General features: G+C 39.3%; 21 protein-coding genes. All 21 read right to left on the bottom strand.

What is annotated here, in order from left to right:
• Positions 1 to 69 precede the first annotated feature (69 nt).
• Positions 70 to 975 carry a phosphotriesterase family protein gene (locus BMX63_RS01640; RefSeq protein WP_342730982.1) on the bottom strand — a complete coding sequence of 302 codons (906 nt, stop codon included), beginning with the start codon at positions 973 to 975 and terminating at the stop codon, positions 70 to 72.
• Between the two features lie 12 nt (positions 976 to 987).
• Positions 988 to 2,607 carry a class I adenylate-forming enzyme family protein gene (locus BMX63_RS01645; protein WP_093131302.1) on the bottom strand — a complete coding sequence of 540 codons (1,620 nt, stop codon included), beginning with the start codon at positions 2,605 to 2,607 and terminating at the stop codon, positions 988 to 990.
• A gap of 545 nt (positions 2,608 to 3,152) precedes the next feature.
• Positions 3,153 to 3,467 carry an L-rhamnose mutarotase gene (gene rhaM / locus BMX63_RS01650; protein WP_093131304.1) on the bottom strand — a complete coding sequence of 105 codons (315 nt, stop codon included), beginning with the start codon at positions 3,465 to 3,467 and terminating at the stop codon, positions 3,153 to 3,155.
• A gap of 63 nt (positions 3,468 to 3,530) precedes the next feature.
• The gene (locus BMX63_RS01655) at positions 3,531 to 4,838 is read right to left on the bottom strand and encodes a TRAP transporter large permease (RefSeq protein ID WP_093131306.1); all 1,308 of its coding nucleotides are present in this window, start codon (positions 4,836 to 4,838) and stop codon (positions 3,531 to 3,533) included.
• Entirely contained in the window at positions 4,829 to 5,341 is a 513-nt protein-coding gene (locus BMX63_RS01660; protein WP_093131308.1) for a TRAP transporter small permease, read from the bottom strand. Before BMX63_RS01660 ends, BMX63_RS01655 begins: the two co-directional genes overlap by 10 nt.
• 25 nt (positions 5,342 to 5,366) lie before the next feature.
• The gene (locus BMX63_RS01665) at positions 5,367 to 6,392 is read right to left on the bottom strand and encodes a TRAP transporter substrate-binding protein (protein ID WP_093131310.1); all 1,026 of its coding nucleotides are present in this window, start codon (positions 6,390 to 6,392) and stop codon (positions 5,367 to 5,369) included.
• A 167-nt stretch (positions 6,393 to 6,559) separates the two neighbouring features.
• Entirely contained in the window at positions 6,560 to 7,750 is a 1,191-nt protein-coding gene (locus tag BMX63_RS01670; protein ID WP_093131312.1) for a Gfo/Idh/MocA family protein, read from the bottom strand.
• A complete protein-coding gene (locus BMX63_RS01675; RefSeq protein WP_245732673.1) occupies positions 7,747 to 8,847 on the bottom strand; it encodes a Gfo/Idh/MocA family protein in 1,101 nt (366 codons plus the stop codon). Before BMX63_RS01675 ends, BMX63_RS01670 begins: the two co-directional genes overlap by 4 nt.
• Positions 8,848 to 8,932: 85 nt before the next feature.
• Positions 8,933 to 9,754 (bottom strand): sugar phosphate isomerase/epimerase family protein, encoded by an 822-nt coding sequence (locus tag BMX63_RS01680; protein WP_093131314.1) that lies wholly within the window; start codon positions 9,752 to 9,754, stop codon positions 8,933 to 8,935.
• Complete coding sequence (locus BMX63_RS01685; protein ID WP_093131316.1) at positions 9,751 to 10,935, bottom strand: dihydrodipicolinate synthase family protein; 1,185 nt, start codon at positions 10,933 to 10,935, stop codon at positions 9,751 to 9,753. The genes BMX63_RS01680 and BMX63_RS01685 overlap by 4 nt, the downstream gene beginning before the upstream one ends.
• A complete protein-coding gene (locus BMX63_RS01690; RefSeq protein ID WP_093131318.1) occupies positions 10,932 to 12,098 on the bottom strand; it encodes a Gfo/Idh/MocA family protein in 1,167 nt (388 codons plus the stop codon). Before BMX63_RS01690 ends, BMX63_RS01685 begins: the two co-directional genes overlap by 4 nt.
• 124 nt (positions 12,099 to 12,222) lie before the next feature.
• Entirely contained in the window at positions 12,223 to 13,041 is an 819-nt protein-coding gene (locus BMX63_RS01695; RefSeq protein ID WP_245732674.1) for an AraC family transcriptional regulator, read from the bottom strand.
• A 295-nt stretch (positions 13,042 to 13,336) separates the two neighbouring features.
• Positions 13,337 to 14,038, bottom strand: coding sequence for a LutC/YkgG family protein (locus BMX63_RS01700; RefSeq protein ID WP_093131320.1), 702 nt, complete (start codon positions 14,036 to 14,038; stop codon positions 13,337 to 13,339).
• The gene (locus BMX63_RS01705; RefSeq protein WP_093131323.1) at positions 14,038 to 15,462 is read right to left on the bottom strand and encodes a LutB/LldF family L-lactate oxidation iron-sulfur protein; all 1,425 of its coding nucleotides are present in this window, start codon (positions 15,460 to 15,462) and stop codon (positions 14,038 to 14,040) included. The genes BMX63_RS01700 and BMX63_RS01705 overlap by 1 nt, the downstream gene beginning before the upstream one ends.
• A gap of 20 nt (positions 15,463 to 15,482) precedes the next feature.
• Complete coding sequence (locus BMX63_RS01710) at positions 15,483 to 16,202, bottom strand: (Fe-S)-binding protein (protein WP_093131325.1); 720 nt, start codon at positions 16,200 to 16,202, stop codon at positions 15,483 to 15,485.
• A gap of 44 nt (positions 16,203 to 16,246) precedes the next feature.
• Positions 16,247 to 17,920 (bottom strand): ribulokinase, encoded by a 1,674-nt coding sequence (locus BMX63_RS01715; protein ID WP_093131327.1) that lies wholly within the window; start codon positions 17,918 to 17,920, stop codon positions 16,247 to 16,249.
• Between the two features lie 173 nt (positions 17,921 to 18,093).
• A complete protein-coding gene (locus BMX63_RS01720) occupies positions 18,094 to 19,137 on the bottom strand; it encodes an autoinducer 2 ABC transporter substrate-binding protein (RefSeq protein WP_093131329.1) in 1,044 nt (347 codons plus the stop codon).
• Between the two features lie 154 nt (positions 19,138 to 19,291).
• Positions 19,292 to 20,251: an ABC transporter permease gene (locus BMX63_RS01725; RefSeq protein WP_093131331.1), complete on the bottom strand. Its 960-nt coding sequence runs from the start codon at positions 20,249 to 20,251 to the stop codon at positions 19,292 to 19,294.
• Between the two features lie 15 nt (positions 20,252 to 20,266).
• Positions 20,267 to 21,250: an ABC transporter permease gene (locus BMX63_RS01730; protein ID WP_093131333.1), complete on the bottom strand. Its 984-nt coding sequence runs from the start codon at positions 21,248 to 21,250 to the stop codon at positions 20,267 to 20,269.
• Between the two features lie 3 nt (positions 21,251 to 21,253).
• A complete protein-coding gene (locus BMX63_RS01735) occupies positions 21,254 to 22,810 on the bottom strand; it encodes a sugar ABC transporter ATP-binding protein (protein ID WP_220083799.1) in 1,557 nt (518 codons plus the stop codon).
• 18 nt (positions 22,811 to 22,828) lie between these two features.
• On the bottom strand, positions 22,829 to 23,776 hold the full coding sequence (gene rbsK, locus BMX63_RS01740) for a ribokinase (RefSeq protein WP_093131335.1): 948 nt from the start codon (positions 23,774 to 23,776) through the stop codon (positions 22,829 to 22,831).
• Positions 23,777 to 23,793 lie beyond the last annotated feature (17 nt).

The raw sequence follows: 23,793 nt of genomic DNA on the forward strand, positions 1-23,793 counted from the left end.
CCTCCAAAGATTCTATTTGGATTTTTGACGAGCATTGTGTCTATCTGATCGTCCGTTACGCCACCCTTTTTAAGGGTGTGGGATAATATTTTCAAAGATATTACCTGGATGCCAGTTTGCAACCAGTCCTTTTAGATCATCGGGAAATTCCGGAGATTTTCCTAACCAGTGATTTACCGTATCATGAGACATAATCAACTGATCGGCATATCCCAGTCCAATTAATCCAATTAAGGTTCCCACACGGTCTTTATCCATCGGTGCCCCAACAAATCCTTGAATTCCAAATCGGTCAAAGGCAACAAATACGCCCTGTTCCAATGTACGAAGATGATAATTAATATCGGTGTTTCCATCCATATGTCCAATTTGGATACGACTAGGATCTGCACCTTCTGATACAAGTAGCTCTGCCTGTTCAGGGCCCATCGTTCCTTCCTGGGTATGGGTGATAATGGTAATGCCTGTCTCTTTTTGTACCTTACCCGCCACTCTAAAGAACATTTCCTCGTAATCGGAAATCGTATCTTTACCAGATCCTAATTTAATGACGCCAGGCTTAATTCCCGTCTTTCCAATCCCCTTCGTAATTTCGGTCATAAACATTTCATAGATTTCATCTTCAGCCTGCCCAAGAGTCTGTTTAAACTTAAAGTAAGCAGGGGCACCCTCCCCTTCATAATAATAGCCTGTTGAACAAATGATATTTAAGCCGGTTTTTTCCGCAATTTCCTTTAATAGCTCAGGGTCTCTTCCGGCTTCATTTGGTGTCGCATCAACAACTGTTTTGACTCCATGTGCCTTAACTGTTGCGGCCACTTCCATTCCTACACGCAAAATTTCGTCCTTATCAACAGGATAAAGGGAATTTCCATAAAAACCTGGATAACCAAAGAAGAAATGCTCATGCATTAATGTTTTCCCTAACTCATCCACTGGTACAGGACCTAACACCGTATTTACTTTTTGACTCATTCTAACTCCTCCTTAATTTTTACTTACTTCCGGAATATAACGCAGTTCTGTTTTGACTACCTTTCCGTTCGGATTTCTCGGCAGTACATCCATAAACTCTACATATTCTGGAACTTTGAACTTGGCCAGTCGATTTCTCACGCAATCCTTAATCTCTTCTTCTGTAAGGCTCGCACCATCGCGGAGCACAATGCAGGCTTTTACGACTTCACCATACTTTTCATCTGGAACACCTACAATAGCTGCCTCGACAATTTTCTGATGCGAATACAATACATCCTCAACCTCAACCGAGAAGATTTTTTCTCCACCCCGGTTTACCATATCTTTGATACGATCCATGATTGTTATAAAACCTTCGCTGTCCATTACAGCTAAGTCACCAGTGGAGAACCAGCCATTTTCAAATGACTTGTTTGTTGCCTTCTCATTATTCCAATACTTTTCAATCACCATGGGGCCTTTAAACAACAACTCTCCAACCTCTCCTGGAAGTAAATCATGTCGATTTTCAGGATCAACCACCCTAGCCTCATTAACAGGCGTTGTTACCCCAACAGAACTGACATGATTTAACTGATGCTCATCAGGCATAATCGTAACCGGAGAGGTGGTTTCCGTCAGACCGTAAGTATTATGCAATTCAATGTCTGGCACCCATTTTTTGAGACCTTTTAAGGTTTCACTTGGCATAGGTGCACCGCCAAAACCAGCGACTCTAAAATGAGATACATCGTATTTTTGATAATCAGGCTCTTGTAATGTCATGACGTATACCGTGGGAGATGCAATAACGTGTGTAATGTTTTCGTTCTGAAGAATTTCTAGAAAAGGTGTGGGTTTAAACATCGGCATTAAGACCATTTTTCCACCCAAGCTCATAAAAGTCATGAGCTGGGCAGCTAAACCTGTAATATGAAAGACAGGTACTGCAATGACTGTGGAATCATTAGAGGAAAGGTTGTAGCAATACTTGTAATTTAAGATGGTATGAATCATGTTAAAATGAGAGATTAATGCACCTTTAGGTCTGCCTGTTGTACCAGAGGTGTACATGATAAAAGCAGGGTCATGCTCATGAACCACTTCATAGGTATGCTCTTCAGCCGGTTGGTTGGTGAGTTTCGAAAAGGGAATCGTTCCATCTGGTGGACTTGGGTCAGTGATAAAGAACGTTTCCACTGGGATACGATCGATCAATTCCTTAATATTTGGCCACCATTCCTGATTAGCCATCAATACTTTGGCACCAGAGTTTATTAACATAAACTCTAACTCACTGGATTTTAATTTTGTGTTTAACGGAACGGCAATAGCGCCAATTTTCAGAGTCGCATATACGCCTACAACAAACGGAATCCCATTCATTAATAGAAAGGCGACCCTATCCCCTTTTTTGACACCATACTGCTGTTTAAGCTGATAAGCAGCAGTATTCACCTGTTTCTGCAATTCTCTGTATGTGATTCGCTCGTCTCCATGTATAAGCGCAGTTTTGTCCGGAAACTGTTTTGCACTTTCGGACAACGTTTCTGTTAGATTACTAGGTCTTTCCTTGTACGTTTTCATATTGATCCCATGAACCGATTCTTCATGAACCCGTGGAGCCATATCCTTCCAAAATTTCGGCACGTTTACCCTCCTTTTGTGAATGTACGGATTTATCCGCACAGAATGTTTGTATTTAGCTTATGATAGATTTGATTTTCACCTCCTATACTTCACCAGCATTTTAAAAAATCTCTTATCTCCCCAGTATTGATCTTCTGCTTTGCCTGATCCTTCTTCATTTCTTTCAAAATATCTGTGTAGTGTGAATGGAGGTTTTGCACTTTGTTCTTTACATTTTTTCCGTTTTTTCTTTGAAGGACAATTCAAACCCTTTGGTAAACGTTTTCATTTTTATGGATGAAAAATGATATGGAACTATGGAAGTTGTAAATAATTAGGTAATTGTCTGAAAATTATGTTATTTATACTTTAGCAAGGGCGAAGTTGAATTTCAAGTAGTTTTTTGAATTTAATTTTAATTTTGAACTAAATTAGCAAAAATTAATACCTAAAAAAGGCACTCCTCTAGGGAATGCCTTTATTTACGTAAGGGAATAGGTATTTTGGATATTTATTATCGATTTCACTTATACCCACTGACATATTTTATACACATGTACACTGCATCAATCCATATGAAATACTTCCTTCAATTCCTTTGAAACAGGACTTCTGTCTATATTTGTTTCCATAATATCCTTCATGTAATTCCACCACTTTTGATTAATCCTTGTTTTGTCCATCTGCTTCCACTTTTCTTCATCTTCTATTTCTACGTAGCCAAATAATAGATGACTATCTTCATCTAAAAATATTGAGTAATTTTTCGCACCATGCTTTCGAAGTTCCTGAACCATTTCGGGCCATAAAGCTTTGTGACGTTTTTCGTATTCTTCATGCTTATCTGGATAGACTTTCATGACAAAAGTTTTTCTAATCACAATTCTCATCCTCTTTCAATGTTTGATAGATTATGACTTGTTATTTCATAAGGAATAGAATGCCTAATCGATTAACCCAAACAGCTTAGGTAAAAATAGACTTATTTCAGGAATAAAAGCAACCAAAAGCAGAGCAATAATTAATGGTATATAGAAAATGAGAAGTTTGGGAATGATTTTCTCTATCGATACACCGCTTACACTACTTCCAACAAACATTACTGTACCAATTGGTGGTGTTGTCACTCCAATTGCCAAAGCCATTCCCATAATCATGCCAAAATGCACTGGATCTATTCCCATTTGTGTAGCTACAGGAAATAAGATAGGTGTAAAGATTAGTAGTGCTGGTGCTATATCCATAAAGGTTCCCACAATAAGCAGAATCAACAGCATAATTAATAATAATAGAGCAGTATTATCCGTAACCGATAACATCGCATTGGTAAGAGCTTGAGGAATGCCTGCATAAGCAAGAATCCATGACATGGCAGTTGATGCACCGATTAAAAGTAAAATCATACCAGAATATAGTACCGTTTCCTGTAAAACTTTTGGAATATCTGAAAGATGAAGCTGTTTATAAAATAGACTCAATACTGTTGCATATAAAACAGCTACAGCAGCACCCTCTACTGCCGTAAAGATACCACCAGCTATTCCACCGATTACGACTACAATTAATAATAGACTAGGAATCGATTGTAATACAGTTTGAGCTACTTCCCTTTTATTGGTTTTCTTAGCGACTGTATAATTAGACTTCTTAGCCAAAAAATAAGCTACAATCATAAGGAGAACAACCATTAAAAGACCTGGTAAATAACCTGCTATAAATAAAGCCGCAATAGAGGTTCCCCCGGTAAGTAAGGAATAAATAATGGGCATGGCACTTGGAGGAATAATTAAACCTGCTGGTGCAGATGCAATATTTACTGCTGCAGAGTAGGACGAATCGTAGCCTTCTTTCTTTTGTTCTGGATGCATGATTCTTCCCATTGTTGCTGCTGCAGCGATGGCTGATCCTGAGATGGCACCAAACAATGTATTACCAATAATATTGGTATGAGCTAGTGAACCAGACATTCTGCCCCCAATTAACTTAGCTAAATTAATAAGTCGTTCGGCTATCCCACCATTATTCATAATGCTTCCTGCAAGCATAAAAAAGACAAGTGCTAACAGGACGGTACTATCTACACCCGTTATCAATTGTTGAGATATAGCTAGTAAAGAGGACTGTATCGGTAGCAAAAATAATGCTGCAACAAAGGTAGCGATGGCGATACTAACTGAAATGGGAACGCCAATGAAAAGGAATAGGAAAAATAACCCAAACAAAACGATACCTGCTAAAGTCGTTACATCCACTCATGTTCACTCCTTTCAATAGAAACAGAAGAGAAAGAATCCATTTCCTTTCGATTCATGAAATGGAAGACTTGATAAAAAAGAATAATCACACCTGAAACAGGTAAAATACCGTAAATATATCCCATCGGTATACCTAAAATAGGAGATAATTCAGCCATTGTTGCATTAGCGATTGTGTATCCACCAATCATGAGTACAAAAAAGGCAAACGCAAACACAAATATATCAATTAATCTAAGTAGCCATTTGTGCGTTTTTCCATGCATTTTTTCTCTAAAAAATGTAAATGATAAATGTGCGTCCTGACCAAAGGCATAAGCTGTTCCAATGATAGCAATCCAAATCAGAGAAAACCTTAACACTTCCTGTGTGATAATACTTGGATCTTGTAACACAAAACGCGTAAACACCTGCCAAATTGCACCTATCACTAAAAATATAATAAGAATACTGGCTGCAATCAGTAATACGGAATCAAGCCAGCGTTTTATTTTTTCCAAAGTAATACCTCCTCTTAGTCATGGTTTATTCTAAAGCTTCTATAGCCTCTAAAACCTTATCGACCTCAGGGTTGTTTTGTCTTCGTTCTTCAATAAGCGGCTTAACTTTCTTGCGGAATGGGGTCTGTTCAGGATGGGTGAATTCTACATTCAGTTCTTCTTTTGCCTGTTTAATTCCATCTTCAATCATTTTTGTCCAACGTTTATTATGATCCTTTGTCGTTTCTCTTCCTGCTTCTAGTACAGCCTGTTGTTCACTTTCACTTAACTTATCCCATGAAGAATCACTCATGATCAAAAAGTCTGGTATTCTAGTATGTTCATCAAAAGAAAATTGCTTTGCAACTTCTCCATGATTTGCATCGACTAGTGCGATTGGGCTACTTTCAGCCCCATCAATAATCCCTTGTTGAAGGCTTGTATAAACTTCAGTTGCAGACATTGGTGTAGGGGACGCTCCAAGCAATTCCATCGTTTCAATAGATGTTACGTTATTCATCACTCGAATCTTTAATCCTTTTAAATCATCTGGTGTCTTGATTTTTGTATTCGCTGTATAAAAACTTCTTGCTCCTGCATCATAGTACGTAATTCCTCGCAATTGTGCTTCTTCCAACCCTCTATACATTTTTTGTACTGTATCCGTTTTCATAAATTGATGAAAATGTTCATTGCCCTGAAATACATATGGCAGACTGAAAACGGAAAACTGTTTGTCAAACTTCTCCATTACTCCTCCATTTACTTTTGTCATATCGATGACTCCATTCTGGACAAGTTCCAGGACTTTGGTTTCACCGCCCAAAACCCCTTCAGCAAAAATTTTAACCTTAACACTTCTACTTGTTTTTTCTTCAACTTTTTTGGCGAATTCCTCCAGGCTTTGGTAAACTGGACTTGCATCATTATGAATATGTGCAAGTGTTAACGTAGTTGTTTGATCTGCTGATACTTGGCCACCACTAGCAGCTTGTTGTGAACACGCTCCTAATAACAATAAAACCAAAATCACGCCAGAAAAGAAGCAACCTTTAATAAGTCGGCCCTTCATCCACTGTAACCCCTTTCAATTTGAAGTAAATTCAGAAATATCATAATTTAATGGTCTTAACTTCATTTTAGTCACTTATTCCTATCTGGGTCTTATTATTTTAGGAATTTCACTCTCATTTTCAGAACCAACATCATTACCCTAATACGATCATTAGACACACTCCATTAAGTATTAAAACTGAATTTCTCTGGTATCTGAACGGTTTTATAGTGGTGAGCCCATTTTATATTTCGTTCACTAGGAAGTTGATTGCTTTTGTAACATTCATAAAGAACCTCAGCTAAGTTAGACACATAGGTAAGATTCGTATCGGTATTCTTTCTTATATAAAAGGAAGGAAAGGCTGGAATGGCAGGATTAATTTCATGCATATATTTCATCCCAAGTAAATGTGGATAGGCAGCTTCAATACTACAACGAATGCTCTTATTCCCTTCGACAACAGCCTGAATGCAAACATCCAGCTTATTCATATGTTCCTCTTCAGGATCCCCATAGGACTTTTCCATACCATTATTAAACATGGCTTTGATTGGTTTACCTGCATAATATCTAATCGATGCCTTTTCAAATTCTAATTCAAAATGAGGTCCATACTCCTCATTAACAGCATGAGAAGCATAATAATAGAGGTCAACAGATTGGTCCGTCTTGGCACGAATCGCACATGTATCAAAGGTTTCGATTGGATTAGCCCGATATAACTCTATATCTAAAGATTTTAATCTGGCACTTTGCTCTTCCTTTGACCCCAATACATAGAAAAGATGATGAAAAAAGTGGGCCGCAGCATTATTGGCAATGCTATCAAATACAGGCTCTCCATTGGGACTAAATCGTTTCCCCGCCCAGTTCGACCGATTATAATACTCCTCAGTCCTGGGCCAGAGAACAATGGTTTGGCCTTGGACAGGTGCGCCAAATAAACCATTGTTGATGTCCTGCTTAAGACGATGGACAGAATCACTAAAAGACCAATTAAAACCAATTGCAAGAAAACGCCCCGTCTCATTTCGGACTTGTCGCATCTTTACTGCTTCCCCCAAAGAACCTGAAACCGGCTTTTCACATAATACGTGACTTCCATTCTTCATAGCCGTTATGGCTTGGTTTGCATGAAAATGAATAGGAGTTGAAATGATGGCTAACTCTGCCTGATTCTGCTCATAAAAAGATTCAAGTGAGGTATAAATAGGAATGTTCATTTGCTGAAAAAGGGTGTAAAAGGAGCTGCTTTCAGGATGAATATCCACAACCCCTTTAATCCAATCAAGTCGATTGGTTTCTTGTAATGCTTTAAGATAGATTTCTCCATAGCCAGCTGTTCCAACTAATACAATCCCACAAGTCTTCATCTGCTTTCTTCCTCCTTATAACAACATTGATCTGCCTTTTGTTGTGCTAGTAAACTAAGCTCGGCTGCCTTGAAAGTGTGTCTTTGTGACATTGTCGTTGACGTATGATGAACTACATCATGAGCCAATCTATAAAAATAAGGAAATCCTGTTTTTCCTTTTACATCATATCTTCTTTCGCCACCGTGATTTACTAAGTAAAGTCGCTCTCCCGTAGACTGCTCTGTAATATCTACATATTTTCGCAGCTCAATATACCCATCCGTTCCAAGAATAAAGGTGCGGCCATCACCCCAGTTACTAAGACCTTCTGGCGTAAACCAATCAATTCGAAAGTAATGAACCGAGCCATTGTCCCCAATTAAATGGGCATCACCATAATCTTCAAACTCAGGAAATTGAGGTAACGATTTATTCTGAACAGAACTACTTAGAATCGTTGCATCTTTAGCACCGGTAAACCAGAGAAACTGTTCAATTTGATGGCTTCCAATATCACAAATAATGCCACCATAGGTCTCCTTCCAAAAAAACCACTCAGGTCTTTGATCAGCATTTAACCGGTGCGGCCCCATACCTAATACCTGCACAACATCACCTATGGCTCCTTGATCAATCAACTGTTCCGCAAAATTTGCACTTTCTACCTGCAGTCGTTCACTATAAAACACAGCCCAATTCAAACCTGTTTCACGAACTTTTTTTTCAGCTGCTTTCAATTGGCCTAGTGTTGTAAATGGAGCCTTGGCTGAAAAATAATGTTTTCCATAATCAAGTGCTTGCAGCCCAATTTCACAGCGTTTAGATGGGACAGATGCACATGCTATCAGATTTACCGATTTATCTTCTAAGATTTGAAAATATGATTTTGCTTCCTTCACTTCTGGAAATACTTTTTGAAAAGCCTTAACTTTATCCGCATCTTCATCAAAAACCCAGCGAATACTGACGCCAGCCTCTTTCATTCCATGACACATGGCATAAATATGTCCATGCTCTAAGCCAGCTACACCCATTAAAACCTTATTCTGGCTTACAGGAACCTCTTTATGATGTTTAGGCTCAAAGTTTATATAATGAGTAGGATTAAAAGTCAACACAATCGCTCCTTTTTTCTGCTTTGGATGAAGGAACAACAAAAGCGGAGCAATCGATGCTCCACTTTTGTCTTGTAGCTACACGCTACACATATTCGACAAAGCGTCTTTTCATCAGCTTCAAGGTTTCATCTCCAGGCATATCCCAGATTTCCTGATTAATAACTTCCACCTCTACTGCGTCAGAATATCCATTTTCATCTACAGCCTTACGAATACGGGGTATATCAATAACACCGTCTCCCATCATCGATCTTCCCTTAAAAATATCAGGTAGTGGTACTTTCCAATCTGATACATGAAAACCGAGAATGTTTCCTTTAGCACGTTCGATTTCTTCATACAGAAATGGGTCCCACCATACATGAAATACATCTACAATAACCCCTACTTGTTTGGAACCCAATGATTCTTGTAATGTGTTAGCTTCTCCTAACGTTGTAATGACCGAACGATCGGCAGTATACATAGGATGAAGAGGCTCTATTCCAAGTTTTACACCATACTGTTCTGCAAAAGGAATAATCGATTCAATTCCTTCTTTTACCCATTTACGACTTTCTTGCAAATTTTTATTGGGTGCCGGTCCGCATACAAGGACAAGCACCTTGCTTCCTAATTCTGCTGCCTCTTCAATTGCACGTTTATTATCATCTATGCGGTCTTGACGTTCAGAAGATGTAAGAGCTGGGAACATTCCACCACGGCATAAGCTTGAAACCTCAAGGTTAGCCGATTCAATTAAGTTCTTACTCTTTTTCAATCCAAATTCAGCAATTTTATGCCGCCAAATCGAAATAGCAGGAATTTCGTGACGTACACAGCCTTCTATTGCTTCTTCTAAAGACCAATTTTCCGTTGTGATTTGGTTCAGACTTATTCTGTTAACATCTATTTGTTTGTTCATTTCACGGCCTCCATTTGCTGAACTCCCGCTAATTTCAGTAGAGGTTTAAACCGTTCAGCTGCCTGTTCAGGATCCATCAGTACTCCTGCCTGATTCGCCATTTCAAAAAGTTTTGCAAAATGGATGATAGATCTTGAACTCTCAGCCCCTCCAACCATACGAAAATGAAGTTGATGTCCATTCAAGTAGGCTAAAAATACAACACCCGTTTTATAAGCGAATGTCGGTGTTTGAAATATATGACGAGCAAGGGGGACAGTTCGATCTAATTTTTCTCTGAATTGCTTGCGATTGCCTTGATCTAAGTCCTGTAAAGCTGATGCAGCTGCTGGAGCAATAGCGTCAAAAATTCCTAACAGAGCATCACTGTACCCCTGTTCATCGCCTTCAATTAAGGATGGATAATTGAAATCATCTCCTGAATACATCCTTACCGTTTCCGGCAAACGTCGACGCATTTGAATTTCCTTGTCTGCATCCAATAACGATATTTTGATGCCTTCAACTTTATCAGCATGAGTTTCAATAATACGCAGACAAACCTCCATTGCCTTATCTAAGTCATGATATCCCCAATATCCTGATAAATTCGGGTCAAACATATCTCCTAGCCAGTGAATAATGACAGGCTGAGACACCTGGTTCAGAATTTTGTCATAAACATACTCATAATCCTCAGGTGATTGTGCGCAGGCAGCAAGTGCACGGCTAGCCATCATTATTACCTTACTGCCCGCCCCTTCCACATAGGATACTTGTTCTTCATAGGCTTCCACAACATCTTCAATTGTGACATTGGTTCCTGGTTCTAAGTGATCTGTACCTGCACCGCTTGCTATGTTTCCTCCTACACTTTTAGCTTCCTGGACTGAACGAGTAATGAGTTCTTTTGCATGTTTCCATTGTAGCCCCATTCCTCGTTGCGCCGTATCCATTGCCTCAGCTACAGATAAGCCTAGTGACCATAGATAATGTCTATACTTCATGGTTAACTCCCAGTCAATAACCGGCTCTCTAACTGGGTCATTACTTCCAAAAGGATTTGCAACAACATGTGCAGCTGAATAAGCTACACGGGATGTAAAAGAACTTCCTTCAGGATTTGCCAGTCCATTCATTTGGGTTAATTCATAACGATACGTGCTTCCATCCTGTTTTGGTAAATAAATCGAAGTGCTCATACCAATTGTCCCCTTAATGTTAATTCTGGCACTTCCAGAAAACGTCGCTCTTCAGAAGATTTCAATGCTAAGTTAGCAAGCTGCATACCTTTGGCTCCTTCTAATAAATCCCATGCGAACGGGGCATCTTCCCAAACATACTTCAGAAACATTTCCCACTGTATTTTAAAAGCGTTATTAAATACTTGATTAGCAGGAATTTCTTCCCATTGTGTCTGATAATCAATTTTGTTTTCTATGTCCGGGTTCCAAACTGGTTTTGGTGTATTGACACGATGCTGTGTCTTACATCCTCGAAGACCTGCAACAGCACTTCCCTCTGTACCATCCACTTGAATGGTCAGTAAGTCATCACGATCAACACGAACAGCCCACGATGAATTCACACTGGCAATTACACCATCTTCCAGTTCCAGAAGAGCATAAGCAGCATCATCTGCTGTGGCATCATATTGTCTACCCTGTTCATCCACTCGTTCTGGAATATGGGTTACGGTTAATACAGATAAGGATTTGATGGATCCAAAAAGATGATCAAGCACATAACGCCAATGTGGAAACATATCGACAACAATGCCACCGCCTTCTTCTTTTTTATAATTCCATGACGGTCGTTGTCCCTCTTGCCAATCCCCTTCAAATACCCAATATCCGAATTCCATCCGAACCGAAAGAACTTTTCCAAAGAATCCAGCATCCAATAATCGTTTTAATTTCATAATTCCTGGCAAGAATAATTTATCTTGAACTACCCCATTTTTTACACCTGCTTCATCTGCAAGCTTTGCTAATTCCATGGAACCCTCTAATGATGTGGACGTTGGTTTTTCACAATAGATATGTTTGTTAGCTTTAATGGCTCTCTTAATTGCAGCCTCTCTCAAAGAAGTAGTTTGAGAATCAAAGTAAATCAAATTATAATCATCTTCTAGTGCCACTGATAAATCTGTAGTCCAGCGTTTTATATCATAGTTTTCAGCAAGTGTTTTCAGTTTTTCTGGGTTGCGACCAACAAGGATAGGGTCTGGTATAAGAAAATCACCACCTGCGAGCTCGACTCCGCCTTGTTCACGAATCGCAACAATAGAACGAATTAGATGTTGTCTTGTTCCCATCCTACCTGTAACACCATTCATAATAATCCCGATATAATGTGTAGTCATATCATTCATTCCCTCCTTCTTTCATTACAACAAGTGTAACTTCAACTTAAAACAGCGTCTTATTAGAAGGGGAAATATATTCTCAATTTCGGAATTACTTTACATCAGATTATGCTTATACCACTTACCTATTTATATGGGATTCTCGATACATGTTTGGTGGAACTCCTGCGTCCCTTTTAAACAAACGATAAAAGGTAGGGAGTGATTCAAATCCAACTTCAAAACAAATCGAAACAATATCTTTATCAGTTTCAACCAGCATCTGCTTTACTGCGCCCAGCCTTACTTTAGTTAAGTACTGTATCGGAGTCATGTCGTAGTATTCTTTAAAAATACTCTGTATGTATCGCTTACTCATCCCCATCCGGGTAGAAAGATCTTCGGCATTTTTAATTTCAAAATAGTGGGTTTCAATAAAATGCTTCAATCGTTCAACACGTAACGTATTCATATCCATATGGGCAGTAGTTTCCTGGGACGAACGTGCAATAATAAAAAGTAATTCAGCCATATAAATCCGTAAAGCCATATGCCAGAAGGGATTATACTGAGATTGTTCATATAACATTTTCCGAAGCAGTTGCCGTAGCTCACTGCTATCAAAGATACTTAATTTATGTACCCGTGCCTTATAAAATACTTCCTTAACCAATTGATTGTTTACTTCCTCACTTAAAGCGTTTGCATCAAATTCAAGTACTAACACCGTCATCTTTGATTTTGCTGCGATGGAATGCTTTGTTTTCGGAGGAATAATAATAAAATGGTCTTTAACAATATGAAACGCCTGATGATTCAGCGTACAAATACCTTCTCCTTCCAGAGAGTATAAAATCTGATGCGTTTGATGGTCATGAGGTTTCACTTGACCCTTCTCATTATGTTTACTTTCATAGAGAGAAATAATTGCAGACTGGTTCATACTGATTTGCTTATTCATACCATTCCCTCCCCAGCCAAATGACTGCTGTTGAAATTAAATAATAATGATAGTAAAAAAATTATTCTTCTTTTGTATTAGTTTATCATAATTCATTTTATTTTGAATTTTTTTACATCGAAAAATACTATTTGAATAGTGGATACAGGACAGATGATAAAAGGGGAAGGATAGAGGTGTAATCCTGGATTTCCGGTTCGATTTAGAAATAAGCATCTTGCTATAATCGTTATATCAGGATTATAGCAAGATGCTATTTAACTACAGAAGGACTTTCTCTGTTTTACAATCAGAATCAATCATCAACAATAATATAAGTAGCTTTAATAGGCCCGTGTACACCAACTATTAAATTCATCTCAATATCCGCACTGTTACTAGGACCTGAAATAAAATTCACACATGATGCAACCTGTTCGCCATTAGCCACTTTCTCTTCAATCATTTCTGCCGCCTGTGTCATCCTCGGTACTATGGTGTTTTTTGGAATAATGGCGATATACGTTGACGGAAGTAGACTTACAGAACGACCCTTACCGGCATCACTGAACAAAACCACCGTACCAGATTCAGCTAATGTGATATCACTAAAGGTAATCCCTAAATTCGCCTGTTCGGTAATCCTGATGTTTTCATCCCCCAATCGAGGATCCCATACGTGAATATTTAGATCTTCCTGTGTCTCTAGATTAACCTGAAAATCCTGAAACCTAGGATCATCCCATGTAACAACCTGGCCACCACCATTGTCTTTAATCATATCCTGAATGGTGCTGGAAAGCTGTTCTTTATTCGTTTCAAGAACCTCTGTATGAATACTTTTACATTGCTCTTTAAGTATATCAACCAATTCATCCTGACTGGCATCCTTCAATACATTCCATTGGGGCTGATGCTTCCATTCAGGTCTTTCAACAGTATCCATGATTCGCTCACGACCCAATTGTCCTGCCACATGATTGAGAAAATGCTTCTTATTCATTATTTTACCAGCCATCACGATTCCTCCCTTTGCCGCTTTTTGTACCAATCTCGGAATCGTTGTTTTCCTGGGGCAGGGAAGTCCCGAGCTGTAGTCCAGCTTTTTAACGGGCCAACACCTTTACTAATCACTTCATCTTTCACCATTGGTTTCATTACTTTCGGTGCCAGTTTTGTTCCAATATTATACATTGTTGGTGATGCGGTGCCCATACCGAACGCCTTCATACTTATGTTTTCGAATACAGGGGCTTCTCCTTTTTCTTCCACAATTTTTTCCCGATGCCTGATTAACAGTTCATGTAACGGGATTTTTACTGGACATGCTTCCGTACAAGCCCCACAAAGGGACGATGCATAAGGAAGCTCTTTATGATCCTCATAGCCTCCTAATAGAGGTGTTAAAACAGCGCCGATTGGTCCAGGATAAATGGAACCATAAGCATGCCCTCCAATATGACGATAAACCGGGCAAACATTAATACAAGCTGCACAGCGTATGCAATGAAGGGCAGATTGAAATTCTGTTCCGAGAATTTTCGATCGCCCATTATCTACAATGACCAGGTGAAACTCCTCTGGTCCATCCACATCATCCTCTTCCTTAACGCCCGTTAAAGAGGTTATATAGCTGGTTAGTTTTTGCCCTACTGCGGCTCTTGTTAACAGACTGACCAGCACTTCCATGTCATTCCATGTTGGAGCAACTCGCTCCATCCCCATAACGGTAATCTGTGTATCAGGAAGTGATGTGACCATCCTCGCATTTCCTTCATTTGTGACCAGTGTAACCGTACCTGTATCGGCTACTGCAAAATTACATCCCGTAATCCCAATATCCGCATCTAAAAATTCTTCACGTAATTTTTCTCTTGCAAAGAGTGCTAATTCTTCTGGTTTATCTGTTTTGGAATAGCCTAATTTGTCGTGAAAAACTTCTCGAATCTGCTCTCTATTCTTGTGAAGGGCTGGCGTTACAATATGAGATGGGGGATCGACATCATCGTTTTGTAAAATCCATTCTCCTAAATCTGTTTCCACTACTTCTGCCCCGATATCCTTCAAGGCATCATTAAGACCAATCTCTTCACTTACCATCGACTTGGATTTCGCTATTTTTTTTGCTTCCTTCTTTTTCACTACATTTGTAATATAGTTGTTTGCCTCTTCAGCTGTTTGTGCAAAATAGACATGGCCGCCTCTTTCTGCAACCTTTTCACTTAACAAATCAAGATAATAATCGATGTTTTCCAGCGTATGAGTACGGATTTCCTCACCTAGATTACGCCATTCTTCCCAACCTCCCAACTCTTCAGCGGCATTTAAACGACCGTTTCTGAACCTGGTTTGTGCAGACGAAACAGCCCCGCGCATAAAGGTATCAGATAATCCTTCCTGAACCCGTTCATCAAACTTCTCTGCTCCAATTTTCATACTCATAACAAACAGGATCCTCCTTTTTAACCCTGACGGTTTAAAATTGAGGCTATATGCATAACTTTAACCGGTTTATTCTCTCTACTGATTCTTCCACCAATATTCATTAAACAGCCACAATCTGCGCCAATCAGGATATCTGCATTCGCTTCATCAACATGCTTAGCTTTCTCCGCAACCATTTGTTCTGATATTTCAGGCATTTTTACAGAAAATGTTCCTCCAAAACCACAGCAATCATGAGCGTTTGGCAGACTGACTAACTCTAAGCCTTCTACTTGTTCTAATAGCTTAAGAGGAGCCTCCCTTTCATTTAGTAGCCGTGACATATGGCAAGATGTATGGTAGGTAGCTTTGGCATGGTAAGCAGCTCCTACATCTTCAGTTTGTAAAACATGAACAATAAACTGAGTAAGCTCGTATGTTTTATCCGCTAACGCTATGGCCCTGTCCTCCCATTTAGGATCACCCTTAAATACATTGGGATATTCCGTAAACATGGTGGCACAGGAGCCAGATGGAGTGACGACATAATCAGCATGTTCAAATACCTCAATCATGTGCTTCATCGATTTTCTGGCATCACTAACATAGCCACTATTGTAAGCTGGCTGCCCGCAGCATGTTTGGGCCTCTGGGAAGTCTATGTCACAACCTAATTTTTCTAACAACTCTACGGTGTCCTTACCGACATCTCCGTAAAAAATATCTGAAAGACAGGTTATAAATAGGGATACTTTCATGCTCTCATCACTTCCTATTTAAATATTTAAAGATTAGTAGATTCTTATTCACTAGACTGAGACCTTATTAATTTTAATCGACTCATAACATCATTCTCTCCGCGTCCGAAATAGTCATGCAGCTTATTGTATTCCTGATAAAGCTGTTCATAAACGGCGACATTTTCAGGGATTGGTTCGTATGTTTCGTCTTTAATTCTGGCCATATTTTTTGCCGCATCAACAATGGTGTTATAACCTCCGTGATCAGCACCAGCAGCAACAGCACCAAACATCGCCGCACCAACAGCCGGGGTCTGCTTGGAATCAGCTACTTTAATGGTACGGTTCGTGACATCTGCATAGATTTGCATTAATAATTTGTTTTTCTGAGGCAGACCACCACATGCATATAATTCATTTACAACCACGCCGTTTTTATGGAAGGCGTCTACAATTTTACGGGTTCCGAAAGCCGTTGCTTCTAATAGTGCACGGTAGATTTCCTCAGGTTTCGTTTGCAGGGTAGCCCCAACTAATAAACCACTTAACTCTGTGTTGACCAGCACAGATCGGTTTCCGTTCCACCAGTCTAAAGCTAATAACCCGGACTGCCCTGGTTTATAATTAGAGGCTTCACGCTCCAGCCATTGATGAACATTGATTCCCTCAGATTCAGCTTCTTTTTCAACATAATCAGGAACAGCCTGATTTACATACCATGCAAAAATGTCACCAACAGCTGATTGTCCAGCTTCGTAGCCATAATACCCAGGGATTATTCCATCTTCTACTACACCGCACATTCCCTCTACATTTAATTCTTTTTCCCCGAGTACCATATGACAGAGGGAGGTTCCCATTGCCATCACCATTTTTCCAGGTGAGACTACGCCTACTCCTGGTACAGAGGCATGGGCATCAATAATTCCAACAGCAATAGCCGTTTTCGGGCTAAGCCCTATCAAACCAGCCATTTCCTGCGTGATTTGACCTGCTGACGTACCAAGAGGAACGACATCACCCTTAAGCTTCGTTTCTGCTAAATTTTCCATTCGAGAGTCAAGAGCTTTGAAGAAATCATTATCTGGATAACCTTCTTCTTTATGCCAAACAGCCTTATAACCTGCTGTACAGCTATTACGAAGCAAGCGCCCCGTTAACTGTGAAACAACCCAATCGGCTGCTTCTACAAATTGGTCGGCTTCATCGTACACTTCTGGTGCTTCATCTAGAATTTGCCACACCTTTGCTAACATCCATTCCGATGATAGCTTCCCACCATAACGAGGTAGAAACTTTTCTCCTCTTTTGGCTGCAAGATTATTAATCTGATTCGCATGCTCCTGCGCTGTATGATGTTTCCATAGCTTCACCCAGCTATGAGGATTCTGTTTCCAATCATCATCAAAACAGAGAGGATCTCCATTCGTATTGACGGGCAGCATCGTACAGGCGGTAAAATCGATACCAAGACCCACAATATCTTCCGGATCAATTCCTGAATTTTTAACAACTGCTGGAACAGACTGTTTTAATACATCTAAATAATCATTAGGGTGCTGTAAGGCCCATTCAAATCCAAGTTCAACCTCTGATTCTGGCAATGCTTCATCAATGACTCCATGTGAATATTCTGTTACGTAATCTGTGATTTCTCTTCCATCATCTAATGATACTAAAACGGCACGCCCTGATTCTGTACCAAAATCGACTCCGATTGCATATTTCTTCGTCATCACTTAACCTCCATTACTCTATGATAGTTTTAGTCGTACCTGAAATCATTCAGGATGAATTATAATTTATTTAAAAACCTCCTTTAAGACGATATGTGTTAGCGGGGAGTTAATTTAGAGGAAAAATGGAAGGAATGCCCCGAGAGATGAGCTCGGGGCATCCTATTCCAACTTTAGAAATTATAATCACCAGCATTTTCTTTGGTGAAGTCTTGTGGAGGTCCCATAATGACGGTTTTACCATCATCAACTACAGAAATTTCACCTACACCTTCTATTTCCTGGCCATCTTTCGGCATTTCACCTTCAGCAAGCATCTTACCTAATGCAACCGTTAAGTATCCTAGTTCTTCCGGATTCCATAGAACAGCCGTATCAAGGGAACCATCTTCAAGGAATGGCTTAGAATCTGTAGGTAATGCGGAACCTACAACTGAAATTTCATCTTGAAGTCCTTCTTCCTGTACAGCCTGAGCTGCACCTAAAGGAGCTGGTGTAGAAACAGCTAAAACTCCTTTTAAGTCAGGATAGGATTTAATTAAATCGAGTGTTTTCTGATAAGCTACCTGTTGCTTCTCATCTGTAGGTATTTTTTCGGTTACAATTTCAATACCTGAATAGTTTTCATCAAACTCTGCTTTTGCAGCATCAATCCAGGCATTCAAGTTAGCTGCTGCTAGACCACCTGTCAAAATGGCAATTTCTCCAGATTCTGTTCCCATAGCTTCTACTAATTTTTGGGCCATGTGACGACCAAATTCTTCATCGTCTACCTGTTTTACGGATAGATCTACTTCATTAGCTGGAGTATCCCAGTCCATAACATGAATACCTTGGTCTTTTGCTTTTTTTAGTACAGGGTCAACAGATGCTGGGTCGTTTGGAGCAACCGCGATAACATCTACATCTTGAGAAATGAGATTTTCAATTTCCTGTACCTGCTGAGAAGCATCGGCTTGAGTAGTTCCTGTATAGTTTACATTTACACCTAGTTCTTCCCCTGCTCTTTCAGCACCTTTTTCAGATGCATTAAAGTATGGAATACCTACAAGCTTAGGCACAACAGCAATGGAAAATTCTTCGCTTCCTGAGTCACCGGAATCTCCACCATCCGAGTTTCCGCTATCATCTGAGCCTCCACCACTTTCTGAAACACAGCCAGCTAAAATTCCGATAAAAAAGATGAGTGACAATAAACTTAAAGTAAGCTTCTTCATGCTTTTCCTCCCCCTTTAGAGTTAATGTTTTATGTTTAACCTGGGGAATTTCCCAGGATCAAACCACTTAGATAACGCTTACAATAGGTCGTTTAAAGGATTTACTTAACATTCATTCAACCACCCCCTTAACATACTCTCTTTAATTTACCAATTAGGATACTGAAGAGACACGGGATTCTTTTTTGCTCTTCATTTTGTCAGAGAAAAAGTTTAAGGTCAGAACAAGTATTAAAATTCCTCCAATAAATACATCTACAATTGCACTGTGGACACCCAGCAAATTTAATCCATTAGAAAGCGTTTGGAATATAATAACAGCATAAACGGTTCCAATAACCTTGCCATATCCTCCATGGATATTCGTTCCACCAAGTACTGCAGCTGCAACACTTTGTAACAGATAAGAGGAACCTAAGTCTACTTTTACCGAATTATAGCGGGAAGTCATAATGATTGCCGAAATAGCAGCTAATAACCCAACGTATAGATAAACTTTCATCAGAACGCGACTGTTTCTAATTCCTGAGAACAGTGTCGCAATCTCGTTATTTCCATACATATATATGCTTCTGCCCCAACTCGACTTATTTAATAAGACACCTGTCAAAATAGCAAAAAAGATAAAAATCAAGATGGATAAAGGAACAACACCCATATAATAGCCATTTCCTATTAAACTATAGGTATCTCCAAAACCGGAAATAGAATTTCCTTTTGTAATGGCTAGAATAACTCCTTCAAAAAGAACCATCGTCCCCAATGTTACAAGAATAGGAGGCACTCCAATCTTAGAAACGACAAAACCATTAAATGCTCCACATGCAACACCAAAAATGATAGCAACTACAATGGCGGAAATAATTGAATAACCATTCGTCAACATTAGGGCTGCCCCGACACCCGATAAGGCCGCAACATATGTGATGGAAAGGTCTATTCCTCCTGTAATAATGACAACCATCATCCCAAGTGCTAACAGTCCAAATTCCGGTAATTGAAACAGGAAATTACTTAAATTATTTGATCCAAGAAAACCTGGTGCAATTAAACTCATTAATATAAAGGTTCCTAGAGCGATAAGACCTAAAATACTTTCCTTTGTAAGCTTCATTTGATTATCCCCCCCCTATACTTCTACTTCGATTTTAGCCAATTTAGCCTGCTTTCGCTTATAACTAATGTGGTCATAAGAAACAGCAAACACGATAATTGCTCCGGTAACTACTTTTTGCCAAAAAGTATCAATACGGGCTAGAATCATTCCATTTTCCATAATGGCCAGTAGTAATACACCTAAAAGCGTTCCGTGAACGGTACCTCGACCACCATGGATATTCGTTCCACCCAAGACAACTGCTGCAATAACCATTAATTCAAGTCCTAATAACCCATTAGGATCGACTGCTGTCGTATAGGCGGTCTGTGCAACTGCTGCTACTCCACAAAGGAATCCCATATAAGCAAAGACAAAAAGTTTCACTTTCTTATAATCAATACCAACGCGGACAGCCGATTGCTGATTTCCGCCTATCGCCAAAACTGAGCGACCAATAAATGTATGTTTTAAAATATACCATGTAAGAATAGCTACGATAGCCAGGATGTAAATCAAAATCGGTATCCCAAACAATTCAAAATCAGAAAAAGCGAGAAAGGATTCAGGGAAGTTAGTACTATTTAAGTACCTGCCATTAGTAAAGTAAAGAACAAGGCCATTGATAATATTTAAAATACCTAATGTTACCACAATAGCCGGGATATTGATCTTAGAAACCAAAAATCCATTTACAGAACCAATCACTAAACCAATAATGGGCGCGGCGATAAAAATAATGACAAGGGATAGCCAGCTATCCGGCAGATAACCAAACAAACTGCCAATGATAACCGCAACAGCAGTAGTTACAGCTGCAACGGATACATCAATGTCACTCGTAATGATAATTAACGTCATTCCTATGGCTAATATACCCATAACAGTATTGGCTTCAATGATATCGATAAAATTTCCAATCGTTAAAAAGACAGGACTGACAAAAGACAGAATGATGCTTAAAACGATGATGATGGCTATGATACTAAACTCTTTTTGTTTAAATAACGATTTCATGCCTTATACCTCCTGACTGACCTGGCCTGATTGAACAGAAATATCAGGTGTTTTCACATTTCCTAGTCCTTGTAAAGAATAATTCATAATCATTTCCTGAGTTGCATCTTTTATATCAAGTTCTCCTGAAATACGACCCTTACGCATAACAAGAATTCGATCACTTACAGCTAAAATCTCAGGTAATTCGGAAGAAATCATGATTACGCCAATACCATCATCCGCAAGCTTTCGCATAAGTTTATGAATTTCGGTCTTCGCCCCGATATCAATCCCATTTGTGGGTTCATCAAATATAATCACATTTGGATCAGTCGAGAGCCATTTACCAATGACCACTTTTTGCTGATTACCTCCTGAAAAGTTTTCAGCAGGATGGTCCGGTAATGCTGGTCGAACATCAAGGGTTTCGATATACTTGTTAGCAAGTTCTTTTTCTTTTTTGCGATTAATTAATTTAAACTTATTTCTAATCCGCTTGATAATAGGTAATGAAATATTTTTCGTAACGGACTGTTCCAGCACAAGTCCTTGTATTTGTCTTGCTTCAGGGATATAAGCAATTCCGTTTTTTACAGCTTGCTCGGAGTTCTTAATCGAAAGCTTCTTATCAAATAATTCAATCGTACCTTCATCAGGATTATTTACACCAAATATAGCCTGAGCTAATTCTGTACGTCCTGAACCTACCAATCCAGTAATTCCAAGGATTTCTCCTTTTTTAAGTTCAAATGAAATATCTTTAAAATTTCCTTTTTTCGATAGATTCCTCACCTTAAAAATGGTTTCTCCAGCTTTATTTTCTGACTGATTTTTCTCATAAGTTACACTTCGACCAACCATTAGCTGAATAAGTTTTGGTTCATCTACTTCATTTGCATCATAAGCCCCGACAAATTTCCCATCACGCAGAACTGTAAAACGATCTGCAACCTTAAATAATTCTTTTAGTTTGTGACTGATAAAAATAATCGAAATACCTCTGTTTTTTAAATTTTCGATAACCTTATAAAGCTTTTCGACTTCCCCTGATGAAAGGGATGAAGTGGGTTCATCCATCACAATCAATTTAGAATCGAATGCTAAAGCCCTTGCTATCTCTACTAACTGCTGTTGAGCAATGCTAAGCTGTTCAACAATAGCATTAGGGTTTATATCGACATCCATCTCCTTTAAGGCTTCATTCGCTTTACTCTTAATGGCTTTCCAGTCTATTTTGCTCCATGAACCTTTATTGCTGTCCTGACCGATGTAAATATTTTCAGCTACAGATAAGTTTGGAAATAAACTTAAATCCTGATAAATGATTGAAATTCCTTTCATCGTAGCGTCAATTGGTTTTTGAATTTCGGCTTCTTTCCCCTCGAAGTAAAATTTTGCACCTGGGTCCGGCTTATGAATTCCTGCTAATATCTTAATAAGTGTCGATTTACCAGCTCCATTTTCACCAATTAAGGCATGGACTTCTCCCGGCTTCACTTCCAGTTCAACTTTATCTAACGCTTTGACACCAGGAAAGGTTTTACTAATATCCTTCATTTGCAATAAGTATTGACTCACATTCTTTCCCTCCCCTTGTTACACGGTTTTCTTTAACTGATGTTTAGTTAATCCTCTCTCTCTGCAAAAAGCATTAACTTCATCAATGGTTGGAATTCCAACTTGTGCACCTAGCTTGGTGACTTTCAGTGCTCCCACAACAGTTGCAAAGCGTGCAGCTGAAAACGTGTCGTACCCATCAGATATAGCACATGCCAAAGCACCCGCAAAGGCATCACCTGCCCCAACACTGTCAACTGCTTTAACCGAAATAGGTTCGATATATTCCCAATTGCCCTTTTGGTAAACAACAGAACCATGGGCCCCCATCTTAATAATAGAGTTTGATACACCCATTCCTTCAAAGATCTCAGCTGCTTCTAAAGCGCTATCAATATCTGTCACGTCAACTCCTAGCATATGGTACGTTTCTTGTTGATTAGGAGTAATAATGTCTGCATAGTCCAAAGCCTTCACTGTAATCCCTTCGGCTGGAGCCGGATCCAGTACTACATACATTCCCTTTTCTTTTGCCATTTCCATGGAGCGAATGACCGTTTCCTGTGGCACCTCCATTTGTACTAATAGAACATCACTGGCATCAATCTGATTGAATGCGCTTTCAATATCGTTAATACGTAAGTCATCGTTTGCACCTTTTAAAACGAGCATTGTATTTTCAGCAGTCTGATCAATCGTAATTATGGCTGTTCCTGTAGCAAATGTTTCAGAGCGTTTAATAAAATGGGTATCAACCTTTGAATCTTGTAAACTATGAATCAATTTATCCCCATAAAGATCCTGGCCAACTGCTCCTATCATATTCACCGGTTTTCCTAAACGAGCAACAGCTGTGGCCTGATTGGCCCCTTTGCCTCCAGGAAAGTATTCAATTTTTTTACCAAATATCGTTTGACCTCTTTCAGGATAAACATCGGTTACTGCAACTGTATCAATATTGATACTCCCCACTACTGTTACGCTCATACAACCATCCTTTGTCC

It is taken from the genome of Salinibacillus kushneri (genome assembly GCF_900111405.1).
In the GTDB taxonomy this organism is placed as follows: Bacteria; Bacillota; Bacilli; order Bacillales; family Alkalibacillaceae; genus Salinibacillus; species Salinibacillus kushneri.

Coding starts and splice junctions, on each gene's coding strand:
- BMX63_RS01730 (WP_093131333.1), bottom strand. CDS start 21,250: ATGAAATCGTTATTTAAACAAAAAGAGTTTAGTATCATAGCCATCATC.
- BMX63_RS01705 (WP_093131323.1), bottom strand. CDS start 15,462: ATGAGTATGAAAATTGGAGCAGAGAAGTTTGATGAACGGGTTCAGGAA.
- BMX63_RS01690 (WP_093131318.1), bottom strand. CDS start 12,098: ATGACTACACATTATATCGGGATTATTATGAATGGTGTTACAGGTAGG.
- BMX63_RS01710 (WP_093131325.1), bottom strand. CDS start 16,202: ATGAAAGTATCCCTATTTATAACCTGTCTTTCAGATATTTTTTACGGA.
- BMX63_RS01700 (WP_093131320.1), bottom strand. CDS start 14,038: ATGGCTGGTAAAATAATGAATAAGAAGCATTTTCTCAATCATGTGGCA.
- BMX63_RS01640 (WP_342730982.1), bottom strand. CDS start 975: ATGAGTCAAAAAGTAAATACGGTGTTAGGTCCTGTACCAGTGGATGAG.
- BMX63_RS01720 (WP_093131329.1), bottom strand. CDS start 19,137: ATGAAGAAGCTTACTTTAAGTTTATTGTCACTCATCTTTTTTATCGGA.
- BMX63_RS01665 (WP_093131310.1), bottom strand. CDS start 6,392: ATGAAGGGCCGACTTATTAAAGGTTGCTTCTTTTCTGGCGTGATTTTG.
- BMX63_RS01715 (WP_093131327.1), bottom strand. CDS start 17,920: ATGACGAAGAAATATGCAATCGGAGTCGATTTTGGTACAGAATCAGGG.
- BMX63_RS01685 (WP_093131316.1), bottom strand. CDS start 10,935: ATGAGCACTTCGATTTATTTACCAAAACAGGATGGAAGCACGTATCGT.
- BMX63_RS01725 (WP_093131331.1), bottom strand. CDS start 20,251: ATGAAGCTTACAAAGGAAAGTATTTTAGGTCTTATCGCTCTAGGAACC.
- BMX63_RS01680 (WP_093131314.1), bottom strand. CDS start 9,754: ATGAACAAACAAATAGATGTTAACAGAATAAGTCTGAACCAAATCACA.
- BMX63_RS01670 (WP_093131312.1), bottom strand. CDS start 7,750: ATGAAGACTTGTGGGATTGTATTAGTTGGAACAGCTGGCTATGGAGAA.
- rbsK (WP_093131335.1), bottom strand. CDS start 23,776: ATGAGCGTAACAGTAGTGGGGAGTATCAATATTGATACAGTTGCAGTA.
- BMX63_RS01695 (WP_245732674.1), bottom strand. CDS start 13,041: ATGAATAAGCAAATCAGTATGAACCAGTCTGCAATTATTTCTCTCTAT.